Here is a 13981-nt window from a genome sequence, read left to right as displayed (position 1 = left end):
TCGGAAAATTATCCACCACCGGATATTTTTGATCGTCAATAGCATGAAGGCTTCCTGTCTTTCCCCTGGAGCCCATTCATGCAAGAACCCCGAACGCTGCGCCGCTGGCAGCTTCCCGAATTCGGCCGCGCCCATCTCGAGCAGGCCGAGGCCCCGTTGCCCGCACCGGGCCCGCACCAGATCCTCGTGAAGGTGGGTGCGGTCTCGCTCAACTACCGCGACCTGCTGATGATCCGCGACGGCATGGGCATGGCGATCGGCATGCCCTTCGTGCCCGGCTCCGACATGGCCGGCACCGTGGAGGCCGTGGGCCCCGGCGTGACGCGTTTCGCGGTCGGCGACCGCGTCGTCAACACCTTCTGGGGCGGCTGGATCGACAGCCACTGGCATGCCGACACCACGCTGCTCGGCGGGCCCGGCCCCGGCATGCTGGCCTCGCACGTGTTGCTCGATGCCGCCTGGGCGGTGGCCGCGCCCGGGACGCTGAGCCTGGCCGAAGCCAGCACCCTGCCCTGCGCGGGCCTCACCGCATGGTTCGCGCTGGCCGAGACCGGCGCGCTGCGCGCGGGAGAGACGGTGCTGATCCACGGCACCGGCGGCGTCGCGCTCTTCGGCCTGCAGATCGCGCGACTGCATGGCGCGCGGGCCATCGTGGTGACGGGCGGCGACGATGCCAAGCGTGCGCAGGCACTCGCGCTCGGTGCCTCGCATGTGCTCGCGCGCGATGGCGACTGGCCCGCCGAAGTGCGCCGCCTCACGCGAGGACGCGGTGCCGACCACGTGCTCGAGCTCGCGAGCGGACCGAATCTCGATCGCTCGCTGCAGGCCGTGAAGCAGGGCGGGCGCGTGTCGATCATCGGCATGCTCGGCGGCGAGACGCTGAACGCGTCGTTCTACGCGATGGTGCTGGGCCGCGTGACAGTGCAGGGCATCGGCGTGGGCCATCGCCGCGCGCTCGAAGATCTCATGCGCGCCGTCGATGCGAACGCGCTCAAGCCGGTGATCGCGGCAAGCTACGGCTTCGACGCACTGCCCGATGCGCTCGACCACCTGGAGCGCGGCGCGTTCGGAAAGATCGTCGTGACGCTGTAAAAGATCACGAAACGAACTGGTGCGGCAGATGCAACGCAGTTGCGGCAGTGCACAAAAGCCGCGCCATCCGTGAACAGGTTCCGTTAGTGCCAACGACTTGCTCGACGCTCCCTCTTTGCGTTCCTAGAATCCGCCCGCGCATCGCCTCGCGGCCCGCGCGCTTTCTCAACTTCAGGATGGAGCGTTATGGAACACAGTACCTATAAAAAGTGGTCTGCCGAGTTCATTGGTACTTTCTGGCTCACGCTCGGAGGCTGCGGAAGCGCAGTTCTGGCTGCGGCCTTTCCAAATGTCGGCATCGGCCTGCTCGGCGTCTCGCTGGCCTTCGGTCTCACGGTGGTGACGGGGGCTTACGCACTGGGCCCGATCTCGGGCGGGCATTTCAACCCGGCGGTGTCCATCGGCCTCGCGGCCGCGGGCCGCTTCAAGGCCTCGCAGCTCGCGGGCTACATCGTGGCGCAGGTGCTCGGCGCCATCGCCGCGGCGGGCATTCTCTATCTCATCGCCACCGGCAAGCCGGGCGCGGACATCGGCGGCTTCGCCACCAACGGCTATGGCGAGCACTCGCCCGGCAAGTACGGCATGACAGCTGCCTTGCTGTGCGAAGTGGTGATGACGGCCGTGTTCCTGATCGTGATCCTCGGCGCCACCGCCAAGCGCGCGGCCGGCGGCTTCGCGGGGCTGGCCATCGGCCTGTGCCTCACGCTCATTCACCTGATCTCGATTCCCGTGACCAACACCTCGGTCAACCCGGCGCGCAGCACAGGGCCAGCCCTCTTCGGGCCGTCCTATGCGGTGTCGGAACTGTGGCTCTTCTGGGCGGCGCCCATCGCGGGCGCCATCATCGGCGCGGTGATCTACCGCGCACTGCTCAGCAACGGCAACGACGACTGATCGCCGTCGTCACCGGCGGCAGCGAAAGGGCCTCGTCGACTCAGCTGCCGCTGCCCGACTTCACCATCGGCAGTGAAGTCGATTGCCCGATCGGCTCGGTGCCGGTCGGGTGAGACGCCGCATAGGCGCCTGCCTGGATGTCGGCCACCGGCATCGTCGAGCTCATCGCGGGAGCGCTGGTCGACTGGCCCACGGGCTCGGTGCCGCTCGGACGTGCGGCGGCCATCGCGCCGGCCTGCACATCGGGGTTCTCCGGCGAATTCATCTGCAGCGGATGGAAGTCCGAACCATCGGTGGTTTCGGCCGATGCGGTGACGGCGCCCATCGCTGCCAGCGCAGCAAAGGAACCGACGGCGAGAAGCTTGAAGGAAGTGCGCATGGTGTGTTCTCCTGATTGATTGCAGCAGGTTGTCTCCGGTCACATGCCATCGCGCGAACTGCGCGTGGCAGGACCTGAACGCACTCTAGGCACGCTGACTGAGCTGGATGTGAGCGAAGAGTTAGGCGCGCGTGAGCGCCGTTCTTTTTCCTGAAGCTTTGGACCGCACCGCCCCAGCACGCACGGCAGCGCTAGGCAGGCAGATGCACCCGAGCCATCAGCCCTGGCCCGTCGGTGCGGTTGCGCAGTTCGATGCGCAGTCCATGGCGCTCCGCCGCCGTGCGGGCAATCGCCAGCCCCAGCCCGCTGCCGCCCGCCGCCGCACCCGGCACGCGGAAGAAGCGGTCGAACACGCGGCCCATGGCGGCCTGCGGAATGCCGGGGCCGTTGTCGAGCACGTCGACCACCGCATGGCCTTCGACCTGATGCAGCTTCACGTCGACCACGCCGCCTTCGGGCGCGTAGCGCAGCGCGTTGTCGATCAGGTTGTCGAACACGCTGCGCAGCTCGGCCACCGGCGCGACCACCACGGCGGCGATGCTGCCCTCGAAGCCGATGTCCACGCGCCGCGCGTCGGCAAGCACCATCAGCTGGCTCACGCTGTCGCGCAGCAGCACCTCGATGTCGACGCGCTCGCTCGCACTCCCCACACGCGGCGCATCCTGCCGCGAGAGATGCAGCAGCTGCTCGATCAGATGCTGTGCGCGCGTGACGCCCGCCTCCAGCTGGTTGAAGCGCTCGGTGGCCTCGCCGGCAGGCACGTGCGCGCGCAGGTTCTCGATCTGCAGGCCGATGGCGGCCATCGGCGTGCGCAGCTCGTGGGCCGCGTCCTGCACGAAGCGCCGCTGCGTGGCGAAGGCGCTGCGCACGCGCGACAGCAGGTTGTTGAAGGCGCCCACCAGCGGCGCGATCTCGTCGGGCACGCGCGCGAGCGACAGCTCGGTGGGGCTGCGCTCGTCCTGCGAGGCGACGTCGCGCGCCACCGCGCGCAGTGAGCGCGACGCGGCCGACACGATGATCCACAGGATCAGCAGCGCCAGCGGCAGCAGCAGCGTGATCGGCAAGCCTTCGAGCAGCGCGCGGCGCAATGCGCGGCGGCGGCGATAGTCCTCGTTCTGCAGCACCTGCACGCGCGGCTGGTCGGCGCGCGAGCCGGGCTCGGCGGTGAACACGCGCCATGCGGAGCCCGCGTGCGTGCCGGTATTCACGTCGCTGAAGCCGGGACGGGCCTGCAGCGGCACCGTGAGCACCGGCCATGAAGTGGCGCGCAGCGTGCTGCCGTCGGCGCTCCAGATCTGCACGATGAAAGCGCCGCGCGAGAACGCGGCCTCGCCGTCCATGGGGCGCGGCAGCTTCTGCGGATCGCTGCCCGCGTACGACTCGGCCACGAGGCGCATCTGGTCGTCCAGCGCGTTGTGCACGAGGTTGCCGTAGGCCACGAAGGAGAACCACGCCGTGAGCACGGCCGCGACCAGGTGCAGCGTGATGAGCCACAGCAGCAGTTGCGTGCGCAGCGATCGCGGCCGCCACCAGCGGCCTATGCCGCGCGCCGCACCGTTCATGCGGCCACGCGCCAGCCCAAACCGCGCACGTTGCGGATCGCATCGGCGCCGAGCTTGCGTCGCATGCCGTGGATCAGCACGTCGATCGCGTTGCTGGTGACCTCTTCGCCCCAGCCGTAGATGCGGTTCTCGAGCTGCTCGCGCGAAAGAATGGCGCCGGGACGCTCCAGCAGTGCGTGCAGCAGCGCGAACTCGCGCGCGGTGAGCGCCTCTCGTGCGCCGTTGACCACGACTTCGCGCGTGGTGAGGTCCAGCTGCAGCGCACCGCTGCCCACCAGCGAGTGCGCGGCGCCATCGCGACGGCGCACCACGGCGCGCATGCGCGCGAGCAGCTCGCGAAACTCGAAGGGCTTGAGCAGATAGTCGTCGGCGCCGAGGTCCAGGCTGTGGATGCGGTCGTCGAGGCCGTCGCGCGCGGTGAGCACCAGCACCGGCGTGGCGTCGCCGTGTTCGCGGGCGCGGCGCAGCACCTCGGTGCCGTCCTGCTTCGGCAGGCCCAGGTCGAGCAGCACGCAGGTGTAGCCGCCGTCGCCGAGCGCGCTCTGCGCCAGCTCGCCGTCGCGCACCCAGTCCGCGGACCAGCCCGCGCCCTCGAGCGCCTGCTTCAGGCTGCGCCCGATCATTTCATCGTCTTCCACCAACAGCACGCGCATCGCGGCGACTCCTTCGGCCGCAAGGTAGCACGCGACCGGGATGATCGGAAGAGCCTGCGCCGTGGCGCAGAGTAGGTGCGAATACTTAGAGCAAGCTTAGGCAGCGGGCGCGGCGCGGGGTCAATGGCCCAATGGCTCAGGCCGGATCAGGCCACGCGCACGGCGTGGCGCTCGCCCTCGTCGTCCGAGGCAAAGGCCAGCAGGTCGAGAGCTTCCTTCTCCACGCCTGCGCGGTCGGCCTTCGACCAGCGGCCGAAGGGCTCCAGCAGCACGGTGGCGGTGTTCCTGCTCTTCAGCTTCTCCCGCTCGATCTTCCAGGTGCCCGCCACGAAACCGTCGAGCAGCACCGTGCCGCGCACGATGCCGTTGATGGTGAACACGCGGGCGCGGTGTGCCTCGCTGAGCACGCGGCTGCGGTCGGCGTGCGAGAGCAGCAGGTTGTCCCACTCGGCCACGAGACGCGGCGGCGCGGGCGTGCCGGGGTCGGGGCGCGGCGCACGGGGCAGGTCGAAGAACTCCTGGCCGTCTTCGCCCGCGAACACGCGCAATTGCGGCCGCAGGCGCTCGGCGACCGCCTTCCAGCCCGTGAGGCCCGACCATGCGCCGGCATCGGCCAGCGTGGCGGGGCCGAAGGCGGCGAGGTAGCGCAGCAGCAGGTCATCCTGCGTGGCAGGGGCGGCTTCCACAGCCTCTGCGAGCCAGTCTCCCAGGGGCTGCAGCACCGCGTTCTGACGCGAGTTCCAGGTGCCGGCCGGCGGCAGGTGCACGAGCGGCAGGTTGTTCCGGATCAGCGCGGCCAGCGATGCGGCCTCGCGGCCCTTCCACTGCAGGCCCAGGGCTTGCCCCAGCTCGGCGCCGGTGCGCGGCTGCTCGCCGAGCAGTGCGCGCCCCGCCGCGATCACGGCCGCGCGATCGAGCCCTTCAAGCTCTTTCTTGTGGCTGCTGCCCAGCAGGCCGCGCTGATGCACGGGCTCCAGCAGCGGGCGCCATGCCAGCGCGTCCTGCGCGGTCATCAGGTGCAGCGTCGCGCGCAGGGTCGACATGCGAACGATGTGGCGCTTGCGCAGGGCCTCGGTGAGCTGTTCGCGCCGGAAGCCTTCGATGCGGCTCCAGAGACCGATGTAAGGCGGATTGGGCGCCTGCGCCTGCAGCCCGGCCAGCCGCTCGACGGCCTGTGTCGCGCTGAGCTTGCGCCGCTCCAGCAGCATCTGCCGCGCCAGCGTCGCGCGGTTCAGCGCGCGCAGGCTCAGAACTTCTCGTGCGGCGCGAGGTATCGCCATTGGCCCACGGGCAGGTTGCCGAGCATCACCCGGCCGATGCGCACGCGCTTGAGGCCGACCACTTTCAGGCCGACCAGCTCGCACATGCGGCGGATCTGGCGCTTCTTGCCTTCGGTGAGCACGAAGCGCAGCTGCTCGGGGTTCTGCCAGTCGACCCGCGCCGGCTTCAGCGCCTGGCCGTCGAGGCTCAGGCCGTGGCGCAGCTTCGCGAGCATGGCCTTCGGGAAGACCGCCTGCACGTTGGTGGTGACGGGGTCGTCGTCGTCCAGCCGCACCAGCTGGCCGGTGGACGCGGGCTGGCCCAGGCCGTGGTAGGCCACGCGCACCAGGTACTCCTTCTCCATCGTCGAGTCCTCGCCGATGAGCTGGCGCGCGATGCGGCCGTCCTGCGTCATCACCAGCAGGCCGGTGGAATCGATGTCGAGCCGGCCGCAGGGCGCGAGGCCTCGCAGCTGTCCGGGGTTGAAGAAGAAGCGCGCGTTGTCGTCGGCCCAGCGGTTCTGCGGCGTGAAGAGCTTCACCGCCGGATCGTGCCCGTCCTCGGCCTGCCCGCTCACATAGCCGATGGGCTTGTTGATGAGGATGGTGACCTGGTTCGCCTGCTGTCCTTTGGCGGCCTTGTCGACCTCGATGCGGTCCGAGGGCGTGACCTTCACGCCCATCTCGGCCGGCTTGCCGTTGACCTTCACCCAGCCGTTGGCGATCCATTCGTCGGCTTCGCGGCGCGAGCACAGCTTGAGCTCGGCCATGCGCTTGTTGAGGCGCACGGCGTCGGTGGGGGAGGAAGAAGAGGGCTCTGTCATCGGGGCTTGATCGGATTGCGGCACCGATGCTATCCTGAAGCCAGACGCGAGTTGATCGCGTTCTTTTTGGGGGATTCCCAAGTGAGCACACGCAAGTACCAATACGCCATCGTCATCGGGCGCTTCCAGCCCGTTCATTTCGGACATCAACGACTCATCGAGGAAGGCCTTCGCGCCGCCGAGCGGGTCATCGTGGTGGTCGGCTCCGACCGGCAGCCACGCAGCGTCAAGAACCCATTCACCTTCGACGAACGCGAACGCATGGTGCGCGCCTGCCTGCGCGGCACCGAGCAGATGCGCGTGAGCGTGGTCGGCGTGGGCGATTCGCCCTACAACGACCAGATCTGGATCGCGTCGATCCAGTCGGCGGTCGAGCGGCTCATCGTGCAGGACGGCCACACGCCCGCAAAGGCCAAGGTGGCGCTGGTGGGCCACCTGAAGGACGCGTCGAGCTACTACCTCAAGCTCTTCCCGCACTGGGAGTTCGTCGGACAGAACAGCGTGGAGAGCCTCAACGCCACCGACGTGCGCAGCCTCTACTTCGACCCCGAGAACCGCGGCCAGCTCGCGCGCGCCGACCTGCCCGACGGCACGGCCGCGTTCCTCGACCAGTTCACCCGCACCGCCGACTACGCCGAGCTCTGCGAGGAACGCGCATTCCTCGCCGACTACCGCGACAAGTACCGCTACGCCGGCAGCGAGTTTCCCCCGATCTACACCACCGTCGATGCCGTGGTCGTCGAGGCTGGCCACATCCTGCTGGTGCAGCGCAAGTTCCATCCCGGCAAGGGCACCTGGGCGCTGCCCGGCGGCTTCGTCGGCCAGCACGAGCGGCTGCAGGACGCGGCCATCCGCGAGCTGAAGGAAGAAACCCGCCTGAAGGTGCCGGTGCCCGTGCTCAACGGCAGCATGAAGGCCAGCCATGTGTTCGACGCGCCCGACCGCTCGCAGCGCGGCCGCACCATCACGCACGGCTTCTTCTTCGAGCTGGCGCACAACCAGTGGACGGGCCTGTCGGAGGTGCGCGCCGACGACGACGCGGCCGAGGTGCGCTGGGCGCCCATTGCCGAGTTCCTCGACATGCAGGAGCGCATCTACGAAGACCACTTCTTCATCGCGAATCATTTTTTGGGTGGCCTGGGCAAGAACTGAACGCCCCGGCCTTGTCAGCAAGAACGGCGCCTGGTTGACGGGCGCCACAGTGAAAGGAGCTTTCACATGAACCGCAATCTCACCTCCTCGCCCCTGGGCAACAACCTGCTGCTGCGCACCGACTCCTACAAGGTCTCGCACTGGATGCAGTACCCGCCCGGCACGCAGACGGTGTACAGCTACATCGAGTCTCGCGGCGGCATCTTCAGCCATTCCCTCTTCTTCGGGCTGCAGGCCTACCTGCGCGAATACCTGCAGACGCCGGTGACGCGCGACGACGTGGAGGAAGCCGCCGCGCTCATGGCCGTGCACGGCGAGCCCTTCAACCGCGAGGGCTGGCTGCGGCTGATCGAGAAGCACGGCGGGCTGATGCCGGTGCGCATCCGCGCCGTGCCCGAGGGCAGCGTGCTGCCGGTGCACAACGTGCTCGCGACCATCGAGAACACCGACCCCGAGTTCTTCTGGGTCACGAGCTTCCTCGAGACCGAGCTGCTGCGCGCCATCTGGTACCCGACCACGGTGGCCACGCTCTCGGCCGCCGCGCGCACCACGCTGCTGCGCTACCTGGAGGCGACCTGCGACGACCCGCAGGGCCAGATCGCCTTCAGGCTGCACGACTTCGGCGCGCGCGGCGTGTCGAGCCTCGAATCGGCCGCGCTCGGCGGCATGGCGCACCTGGTGAACTTCATGGGCACCGACACGCTGGCCGCGCTGGTGGCGGCGCGCCGCTACTACGATTGCGACGTGGCGGGCTTTTCGATTCCGGCGGCGGAGCACAGCACCATCACCGGCTGGGGCCGCGATCACGAGGCCGATGCCTACGGCAACATGATCGACCAGTTCGGCAAGCCCGGCGCGACCTTCGCGGTGGTGAGCGACAGCTACGACATCTTCAACGCCTGCGCGCGCATCTGGGGCGAAGAGCTGAAGGCAAAGGTGGTGGCCTCGGGCGCCACGCTGGTGGTGCGGCCCGACTCGGGCGACCCGGCCGAAACCACGCTGAAGGTGGCGCGCATCCTGGCCGACCGCTTCGGCACCACGACCAACGCCAAGGGCTTCCGCGTGCTGAACAACGTGCGAATCATCCAGGGCGACGGCGTGACGCTCGACTCGCTGCGGCTGTGCCTGTCGAACTTCTATCACAACGGTTTCTCCACCGAGAACATCTCCTTCGGCATGGGCGGCGGGCTGCTGCAGCAGGTCAACCGCGACACCATGCAGTGGGCGATGAAGTGCTCGGCCATGCAGGTGAACGGCCAGTGGCGCGACGTGTACAAGTCGCCTGTTGGAGACGTGGGCAAGACCTCGAAGAAGGGGCGTCTTGCGTTGGTGCGCGATGCGAACGGCATCGAGCGCACGGTGCGTGAAGAGACGCTGGCGGCAGGCCAGGCCGATCTGCTGCAGACGGTGTTCGAGAACGGGCGCATCGTCGAGAGCACCACGTTCGATGCTGTGCGCGAACGCGCTGCTGCAGGGGTGAATCAGTTCATCACTTCGCGGGCGCCGCTTTGATTTGAGCTCAGGCGTTCGGGGGGAGTACCCAGGCCACCGGGTACTCCCCTCCGCGAATGTCCCCCGCCCTTCGGGCTCCTCCTTTATTTCGCTGCGGGGAGCAGATCGCGCCCCGAACAACAGCGCCAATCACAGCCCCAAGAACACTGCCACACGGCATCGCCATAATCCGCGCAACTCCCGGATTTCATGACCAAACTCCTGATCCTCAGCGTGAGTGCCGGCAACGGCCACGTGCGTGCAGCACAGGCGCTTGCCGCCACCGCCCAGTCCCTCGCCCCGCCCTGCACGGCGGTTCATATCGACGCGATGGCGCACGTGGCCGCGGGGTTCCGCAAGGTCTACACCGACTGGTACATCCAGCTCGTGAATCGCGCGCCTGAGCTGTGGTCTTACCTGCACCAGCGCACCGACGTCACGCCGCACCATGCGCCCTCGCAGCGCCTGCGCCGCGGCATCGAGCGGCTGAGCACCGGCGCGCTGGTGCACGAGATCCGCCGCGAGAAGCCCGATGCGGTGATCTGCACCCACTTCCTGCCGGCCGAGCTGCTGATGCGCGAGCGCAACCGGGGCCGCATCGACTACCCCGTGTGGCTGCAGATCACCGACTACGACCTGCACAACATGTGGCTGGTGCCAGGCATGACGGGCTACCTCGCCGCGACCGAGGAAGTGGCCTTCCGCCTGCAGGCGCGCGGTGTTCCGGCCGAGCGCATCCACGTCACGGGCATCCCGGTGATGCCCGCGTTCTCCGAGCCCGATTCGCCTTCGCTGGCGCGCGATGCCTGCGTAGCCGGGCTCGGGCTCGATCCTTCGCGGCCGGTGCTGCTGATGGTGTCGGGCGGTGCCGGTGTCGGCGACCTGCCGAGCATGGTCGAGCGCGTGCTCGGCATGGGCGGGCCGGACGGCAAGCCGAACGACTTCCAGGTGATCGCCGTCGCCGGCCGCAACGTGGAGGCGCACGGCAGGCTCGAAGCGCTGGCCAAACGTCATCCGGGCCGCGTGGCCGCCGTCGGCTTCACCAACGAGATGCACCGGATGATGGCCGCCTCCGACCTGGTGGTGACCAAGCCCGGCGGCCTCACGGTGTCGGAGTGCCTGGCGCTGGGCAAGCCGATGCTGCTGATCTCGCCCATTCCCGGGCAGGAAGAACACAACGCCGGCTTCCTGATGGAAGAAGGCGCAGCCTGGCTTGCCTACGACGCCATCGGCCTCGACTACAAGGTGGCGCGCCTCATGGCCGACCCGGCCAAGCTCTCGGCCATGGCCGCGCGCAGCCGGGCGCTGGGCAAGCCGCAGGCAGCGCGATCGGTGCTGCAGCGCGTGCTGGGAACCGCGACGGGAACAGCCGCATGAGCCCGGCCGTCGAAAAGACGAGCGTGGCACGCACGCTCGGGTATCTCGCCTGGGTGGTCGTCATGGCCTTCTTCTTCGCCAACGCCGAGATCCAGATCGAAGGCGGTGCCGGCTGGGCCACCTCGCTGCCGACATGGCGCATCGAGAACAGCATCTGGCTCGACATCTTCTGGGGCGGCCGCGCGATGACGGGCTACCACGCCTGGGTCTTCACCTTCATGGCGCTGGTGTTCTTCTCGCCGCTGGCCTTCAACGGCCGCTGGACCTGGCGCGACGTGGGGCTGGCGGTGGCGGGCCTCATCGTTTTCTGGGTCTGCGAGGACTTCACCTGGTTCCTCATCAACCCGGCCTTCGGCTGGGAGCGCTTCAACCCGGCGGACGCGTTCTGGCACAAGCACTGGATCTGGGGCGCGCCCGTCGACTACTGGGGCGGGCTCGCGGTGGCGGCGGTCATCCTGGCGACGCGGCACTGGCCGCGCAAGGGCGCCCGATGAGCGGCGGGAGAAAGCGCAGGGAACGCCTGCAGGAGCCCATCGCCGAGGCACCGCGCCCCGGCCACTGGGCCGATCCGCTGGACGCGCTGGGCGTGGAGAACCTGCACCGCATCACGCCCACCCTGTACCGCAGCGCGCAGCCCCGGCGCGCCAACCTGGCGGCGCTGCAGTCGCTGGACATCCGCACCGTGGTGAGCCTGCGTTCGTTCAACGACGACCGAAAGGTGTTCGCCGGCAGCGGCATCCGGCTGGTGCGGGTGCCGATCAACACCTGGTCCATCGACGACGCCAAGGTGCTGCGCGCGCTGCAGGCCATCCGCGCGGCCGAGAAGCAGGGGCCGGTGCTCATCCACTGCATGCACGGCGCCGACCGCACCGGCGTGGTCGCGGCGGTCTACCGCATGGCGCTGCAGGACTGGGACAAGGACAGTGCCCGCCACGAGATGCTGCGCGGCGGCTACGGCTACCACACGCTGTGGCGCAACATCCCGCGCTACATCGAGCGGCTCGACCCGGCCGCCATGCGCGACGCGCTGGCCCACGCGCCGGCGATTCCGGTGGTGTCCTGAAGGCGCCAGCAGGCAGCGAACCCCGCTCCTATACTGGCCGCCCCGTGGCCGAAGGCCATCCGCGAACCTGACCAGAAGGGCTCTTCCATGGCACTGCAAATCCGCTCCCTCATCCGCTCCAGCGGCGAACTCGAACTCTCGCTGCACGACGACCCCATTCCCGAGCCGCAGGCCCACGAAGTGGTGATCCGCGTCGAGGCCTCGCCACTGAACCCGTCCGACCTGGGCCTGCTTTTCGGCGCGGCCGACATGAGCACCGCCAAGGCCTCCGGCACCGCCGATCGCCCCGTCGTCACCGCCACCGTGCCCGAGCGCGTGCTGCCCGCCATGAAGGCGCGGCTCGACGAATCGATGCCCGTGGGCAACGAAGGCGCGGGCGTGGTGGTGAAGGCCGGCTCGTCGCCGGCCGCTCAAGCGCTGCTCGGCAAGACCGTGGCGGCCATCGGCGGCGCGATGTACTCGCAGTACCGCTGCCTCGCCGCCGCCCAATGCATGGAACTGCCGGCAGGCACCACGCCGGCCGAAGGCGCCTCGTGCTTCGTCAACCCCCTCACCTCGCTGAGCATGGTCGAGACCATGCGCATGGAAGGCCACAAGGCGCTGGTGCACACCGCCGCCGCGTCCAACCTCGGCCAGATGCTCAACAAGATCTGCCAGAAGGACGGCATCGCGCTCGTCAACATCGTGCGCAAGCAGGACCAGGAAGACCTGCTGCGCGGCCTCGGCGCCAAGTACGTGTGCAATTCGAGCTCGCCCACCTTCATCGAGGACCTGACCCAGGCCCTCGCCGAGACCGGCGCCACCCTGGCCTTCGACGCCATCGGCGGCGGCAAGCTCGCGGGCCAGATCCTCGGCTGCATGGAAGCGGCCATCAACCGCACCGCCAAGGAATACAGCCGCTACGGCTCCAACACCCACAAGCAGGTCTACATCTACGGCGGCCTCGACCGCGGCCCGACCGAGGTGGTGCGCAATTTCGGCATGACCTGGGGCATGGGCGGCTGGCTGCTGTTCCCCTTCCTGCAGCGCCTGGGCGACGCCGGAACCCAGCGCCTGAAGGCGCGCGTGGTCGCCGAACTGAAGACCACGTTTGCGAGCCACTACACGCGCGAGGTGTCGCTGGTGGAGATGCTGCGGCTCGATGCGATTGGCGTTTATGGCAAGCAGGCGACGGGGGAGAAGTTCCTGCTGAATCCGAACAAGGCCTGATTCGCCTTGCTTGAATGGGAGCGCCCGGTACGCGGCACGGCGCGCTCGTCCCCACTATGCCGGCCGCTTCGCGGCTTCCCTGCGGTGCTCACGTTTCGCGGGGTCTCGCAGAACTCGCTTCGCTCAAACAGCTGCGAGCCCTTGTCCGCGAAACGCTGCGCTCCTCGGCGGCACAGAGGGGCCGAACGCACCGCGCCGCATACCGGGCCTGTCGTGCCGTTGATGCCGTCGCCCTCACCCCAACCCTCTCCCTCCGGGAGAGGGAGCAATACCCGGAGCGGCCTCAGGGATCGACGTAGCGCTCGCCGCCGTCCCTGGAAGAACTAAACGACCAGCCGATACCCCACTGCCGTCTCCGTCAGCAGATGCTTCGGCTGCGCCGGGTCGGCCTCCAGCTTCTGCCGCAGGTGCCCCATGTAGATGCGCAGGTAGTGGCTCTGGTCGGTGTACGACGGGCCCCACACCTCGCGCAGCAGCTGGCGCTGCGTCAGCACGCGCCCCGCGTTCGCGACGAGCACCGACAGCAGGCGGTATTCGGTCGGTGTCAGATGTACCTCGACGCCTGCGCGGCGCACGAGTCGCGCGGCGCGGTCGAGTTCGATCTCGCCGAAGCGGAAGAGCGCTTCGGGTGTCGCTTCCTCGGTGCTGCCGGCGGTGCGCGGGCGGCGCAGGTTGGCGCGCACGCGGGCCAGCAGTTCGCCGGTGCCGAAGGGCTTGGTGAGGTAGTCGTCGGCGCCGGCGTCGAGCGCGGCGATCTTGTCGGCTTCGTCGGTGCGTGCCGAGAGCACGATGATCGGCACGGCCGACCAGCCGCGCACGTCGCGAATCAGCGAGACGCCGTCGCCGTCGGGCAGGCCGAGGTCGAGCACCAGCAGGTCGGGCTGGCGCGTGCCTGCCGCGGCGAGCCCGTCGCGCAGGGTGCCCGCCTCGTGCACCGCCCAGCCTTCGGCCTCGAGCGCGCCGCGCACGAACCGGCGGATCTGCGGCTCGTCTTCGATCACGATGGCGGTGGGAGAAGGCATGGGT

Annotated in this window: 14 protein-coding genes; 8 read left to right on the top strand and 6 right to left on the bottom strand. The window is 68.9% G+C overall.

Features of this window, described 5'->3' with window-relative positions; all coding sequences use genetic code 11:
- Window positions 1-78 precede the first annotated feature (78 nt).
- Together AC1VNX_RS03280 and aqpZ are read left to right on the top strand one after the other, a co-directional pair.
- Window positions 79-1092, top strand: coding sequence for a zinc-dependent alcohol dehydrogenase family protein (locus AC1VNX_RS03280; protein WP_483155447.1), 1014 nt, complete (start codon window positions 79-81; stop codon window positions 1090-1092).
- A 186-nt stretch (window positions 1093-1278) separates the two neighbouring features.
- Complete coding sequence (aqpZ, locus tag AC1VNX_RS03275) at window positions 1279-1986, top strand: aquaporin Z (protein WP_483155446.1); 708 nt, start codon at window positions 1279-1281, stop codon at window positions 1984-1986.
- Window positions 1987-2026: 40 nt separating this feature from the next.
- Here the strand turns inward: aqpZ and AC1VNX_RS03270 are convergent, their stop codons facing one another.
- The 5 genes from AC1VNX_RS03270 to AC1VNX_RS03250 all read right to left on the bottom strand — a co-directional run bounded on the left by AC1VNX_RS03270 (window position 2027) and on the right by AC1VNX_RS03250 (window position 6663).
- A complete protein-coding gene (locus tag AC1VNX_RS03270; protein ID WP_483155445.1) occupies window positions 2027-2365 on the bottom strand; it encodes a hypothetical protein in 339 nt (112 codons plus the stop codon).
- Window positions 2366-2556: 191 nt separating this feature from the next.
- Window positions 2557-3927 carry a sensor histidine kinase gene (locus AC1VNX_RS03265; RefSeq protein ID WP_483155444.1) on the bottom strand — a complete coding sequence of 457 codons (1371 nt, stop codon included), beginning with the start codon at window positions 3925-3927 and terminating at the stop codon, window positions 2557-2559.
- Window positions 3924-4580 carry a response regulator gene (locus AC1VNX_RS03260; protein ID WP_483155443.1) on the bottom strand — a complete coding sequence of 219 codons (657 nt, stop codon included), beginning with the start codon at window positions 4578-4580 and terminating at the stop codon, window positions 3924-3926. The genes AC1VNX_RS03265 and AC1VNX_RS03260 overlap by 4 nt, the downstream gene beginning before the upstream one ends.
- Window positions 4581-4726: 146 nt before the next feature.
- Entirely contained in the window at window positions 4727-5860 is a 1134-nt protein-coding gene (locus AC1VNX_RS03255) for a winged helix DNA-binding domain-containing protein (protein ID WP_483155442.1), read from the bottom strand.
- Complete coding sequence (locus AC1VNX_RS03250) at window positions 5827-6663, bottom strand: pseudouridine synthase (protein WP_483155441.1); 837 nt, start codon at window positions 6661-6663, stop codon at window positions 5827-5829. The genes AC1VNX_RS03255 and AC1VNX_RS03250 overlap by 34 nt, the downstream gene beginning before the upstream one ends.
- A gap of 81 nt (window positions 6664-6744) precedes the next feature.
- Between AC1VNX_RS03250 and AC1VNX_RS03245 the strand changes: the two genes are divergently transcribed.
- The 6 genes from AC1VNX_RS03245 (at window position 6745) to AC1VNX_RS03220 (ending at window position 12955) form a co-directional block, all read left to right on the top strand.
- Entirely contained in the window at window positions 6745-7815 is a 1071-nt protein-coding gene (locus AC1VNX_RS03245) for a bifunctional nicotinamide-nucleotide adenylyltransferase/Nudix hydroxylase (RefSeq protein ID WP_483155440.1), read from the top strand.
- Window positions 7816-7881: 66 nt separating this feature from the next.
- Window positions 7882-9327 (top strand): nicotinate phosphoribosyltransferase, encoded by a 1446-nt coding sequence (locus tag AC1VNX_RS03240; protein ID WP_483155439.1) that lies wholly within the window; start codon window positions 7882-7884, stop codon window positions 9325-9327.
- Between the two features lie 189 nt (window positions 9328-9516).
- Entirely contained in the window at window positions 9517-10683 is a 1167-nt protein-coding gene (locus AC1VNX_RS03235; protein WP_483155438.1) for an MGDG synthase family glycosyltransferase, read from the top strand.
- Entirely contained in the window at window positions 10680-11177 is a 498-nt protein-coding gene (locus AC1VNX_RS03230; RefSeq protein ID WP_483155437.1) for a hypothetical protein, read from the top strand. Before AC1VNX_RS03235 ends, AC1VNX_RS03230 begins: the two co-directional genes overlap by 4 nt.
- Window positions 11174-11746 carry a tyrosine-protein phosphatase gene (locus AC1VNX_RS03225; RefSeq protein ID WP_483155436.1) on the top strand — a complete coding sequence of 191 codons (573 nt, stop codon included), beginning with the start codon at window positions 11174-11176 and terminating at the stop codon, window positions 11744-11746. Before AC1VNX_RS03230 ends, AC1VNX_RS03225 begins: the two co-directional genes overlap by 4 nt.
- Window positions 11747-11833: 87 nt before the next feature.
- Entirely contained in the window at window positions 11834-12955 is a 1122-nt protein-coding gene (locus AC1VNX_RS03220; RefSeq protein ID WP_483155435.1) for a zinc-binding dehydrogenase, read from the top strand.
- Between the two features lie 323 nt (window positions 12956-13278).
- Here AC1VNX_RS03220 and kdpE read toward each other — a convergent pair whose 3' ends face one another.
- On the bottom strand, window positions 13279-13977 hold the full coding sequence (gene kdpE, locus AC1VNX_RS03215; RefSeq protein WP_483155434.1) for a two-component system response regulator KdpE: 699 nt from the start codon (window positions 13975-13977) through the stop codon (window positions 13279-13281).
- Window positions 13978-13981 lie beyond the last annotated feature (4 nt).

Source organism: Variovorax sp. TLI9-5A (genome assembly GCF_056867935.1).
The sequence above is the reverse complement of the archived record's forward strand: the minus strand, read 5'-3'. Positions and strand labels throughout refer to the sequence as shown.

Bases quoted from the DNA above. Each gene is read 5' to 3' on its own strand.
- AC1VNX_RS03235 (WP_483155438.1), top strand. From the start codon at position 9,517: ATGACCAAACTCCTGATCCTCAGCGTGAGTGCCGGCAACGGCCACGTG.
- AC1VNX_RS03230 (WP_483155437.1), top strand. From the start codon at position 10,680: ATGAGCCCGGCCGTCGAAAAGACGAGCGTGGCACGCACGCTCGGGTAT.
- AC1VNX_RS03240 (WP_483155439.1), top strand. From the start codon at position 7,882: ATGAACCGCAATCTCACCTCCTCGCCCCTGGGCAACAACCTGCTGCTG.
- aqpZ (WP_483155446.1), top strand. From the start codon at position 1,279: ATGGAACACAGTACCTATAAAAAGTGGTCTGCCGAGTTCATTGGTACT.
- AC1VNX_RS03220 (WP_483155435.1), top strand. From the start codon at position 11,834: ATGGCACTGCAAATCCGCTCCCTCATCCGCTCCAGCGGCGAACTCGAA.
- AC1VNX_RS03265 (WP_483155444.1), bottom strand. From the start codon at position 3,927: ATGAACGGTGCGGCGCGCGGCATAGGCCGCTGGTGGCGGCCGCGATCG.
- kdpE (WP_483155434.1), bottom strand. From the start codon at position 13,977: ATGCCTTCTCCCACCGCCATCGTGATCGAAGACGAGCCGCAGATCCGC.
- AC1VNX_RS03270 (WP_483155445.1), bottom strand. From the start codon at position 2,365: ATGCGCACTTCCTTCAAGCTTCTCGCCGTCGGTTCCTTTGCTGCGCTG.
- AC1VNX_RS03225 (WP_483155436.1), top strand. From the start codon at position 11,174: ATGAGCGGCGGGAGAAAGCGCAGGGAACGCCTGCAGGAGCCCATCGCC.
- AC1VNX_RS03250 (WP_483155441.1), bottom strand. From the start codon at position 6,663: ATGACAGAGCCCTCTTCTTCCTCCCCCACCGACGCCGTGCGCCTCAAC.
- AC1VNX_RS03280 (WP_483155447.1), top strand. From the start codon at position 79: ATGCAAGAACCCCGAACGCTGCGCCGCTGGCAGCTTCCCGAATTCGGC.
- AC1VNX_RS03260 (WP_483155443.1), bottom strand. From the start codon at position 4,580: ATGCGCGTGCTGTTGGTGGAAGACGATGAAATGATCGGGCGCAGCCTG.
- AC1VNX_RS03255 (WP_483155442.1), bottom strand. From the start codon at position 5,860: ATGGCGATACCTCGCGCCGCACGAGAAGTTCTGAGCCTGCGCGCGCTG.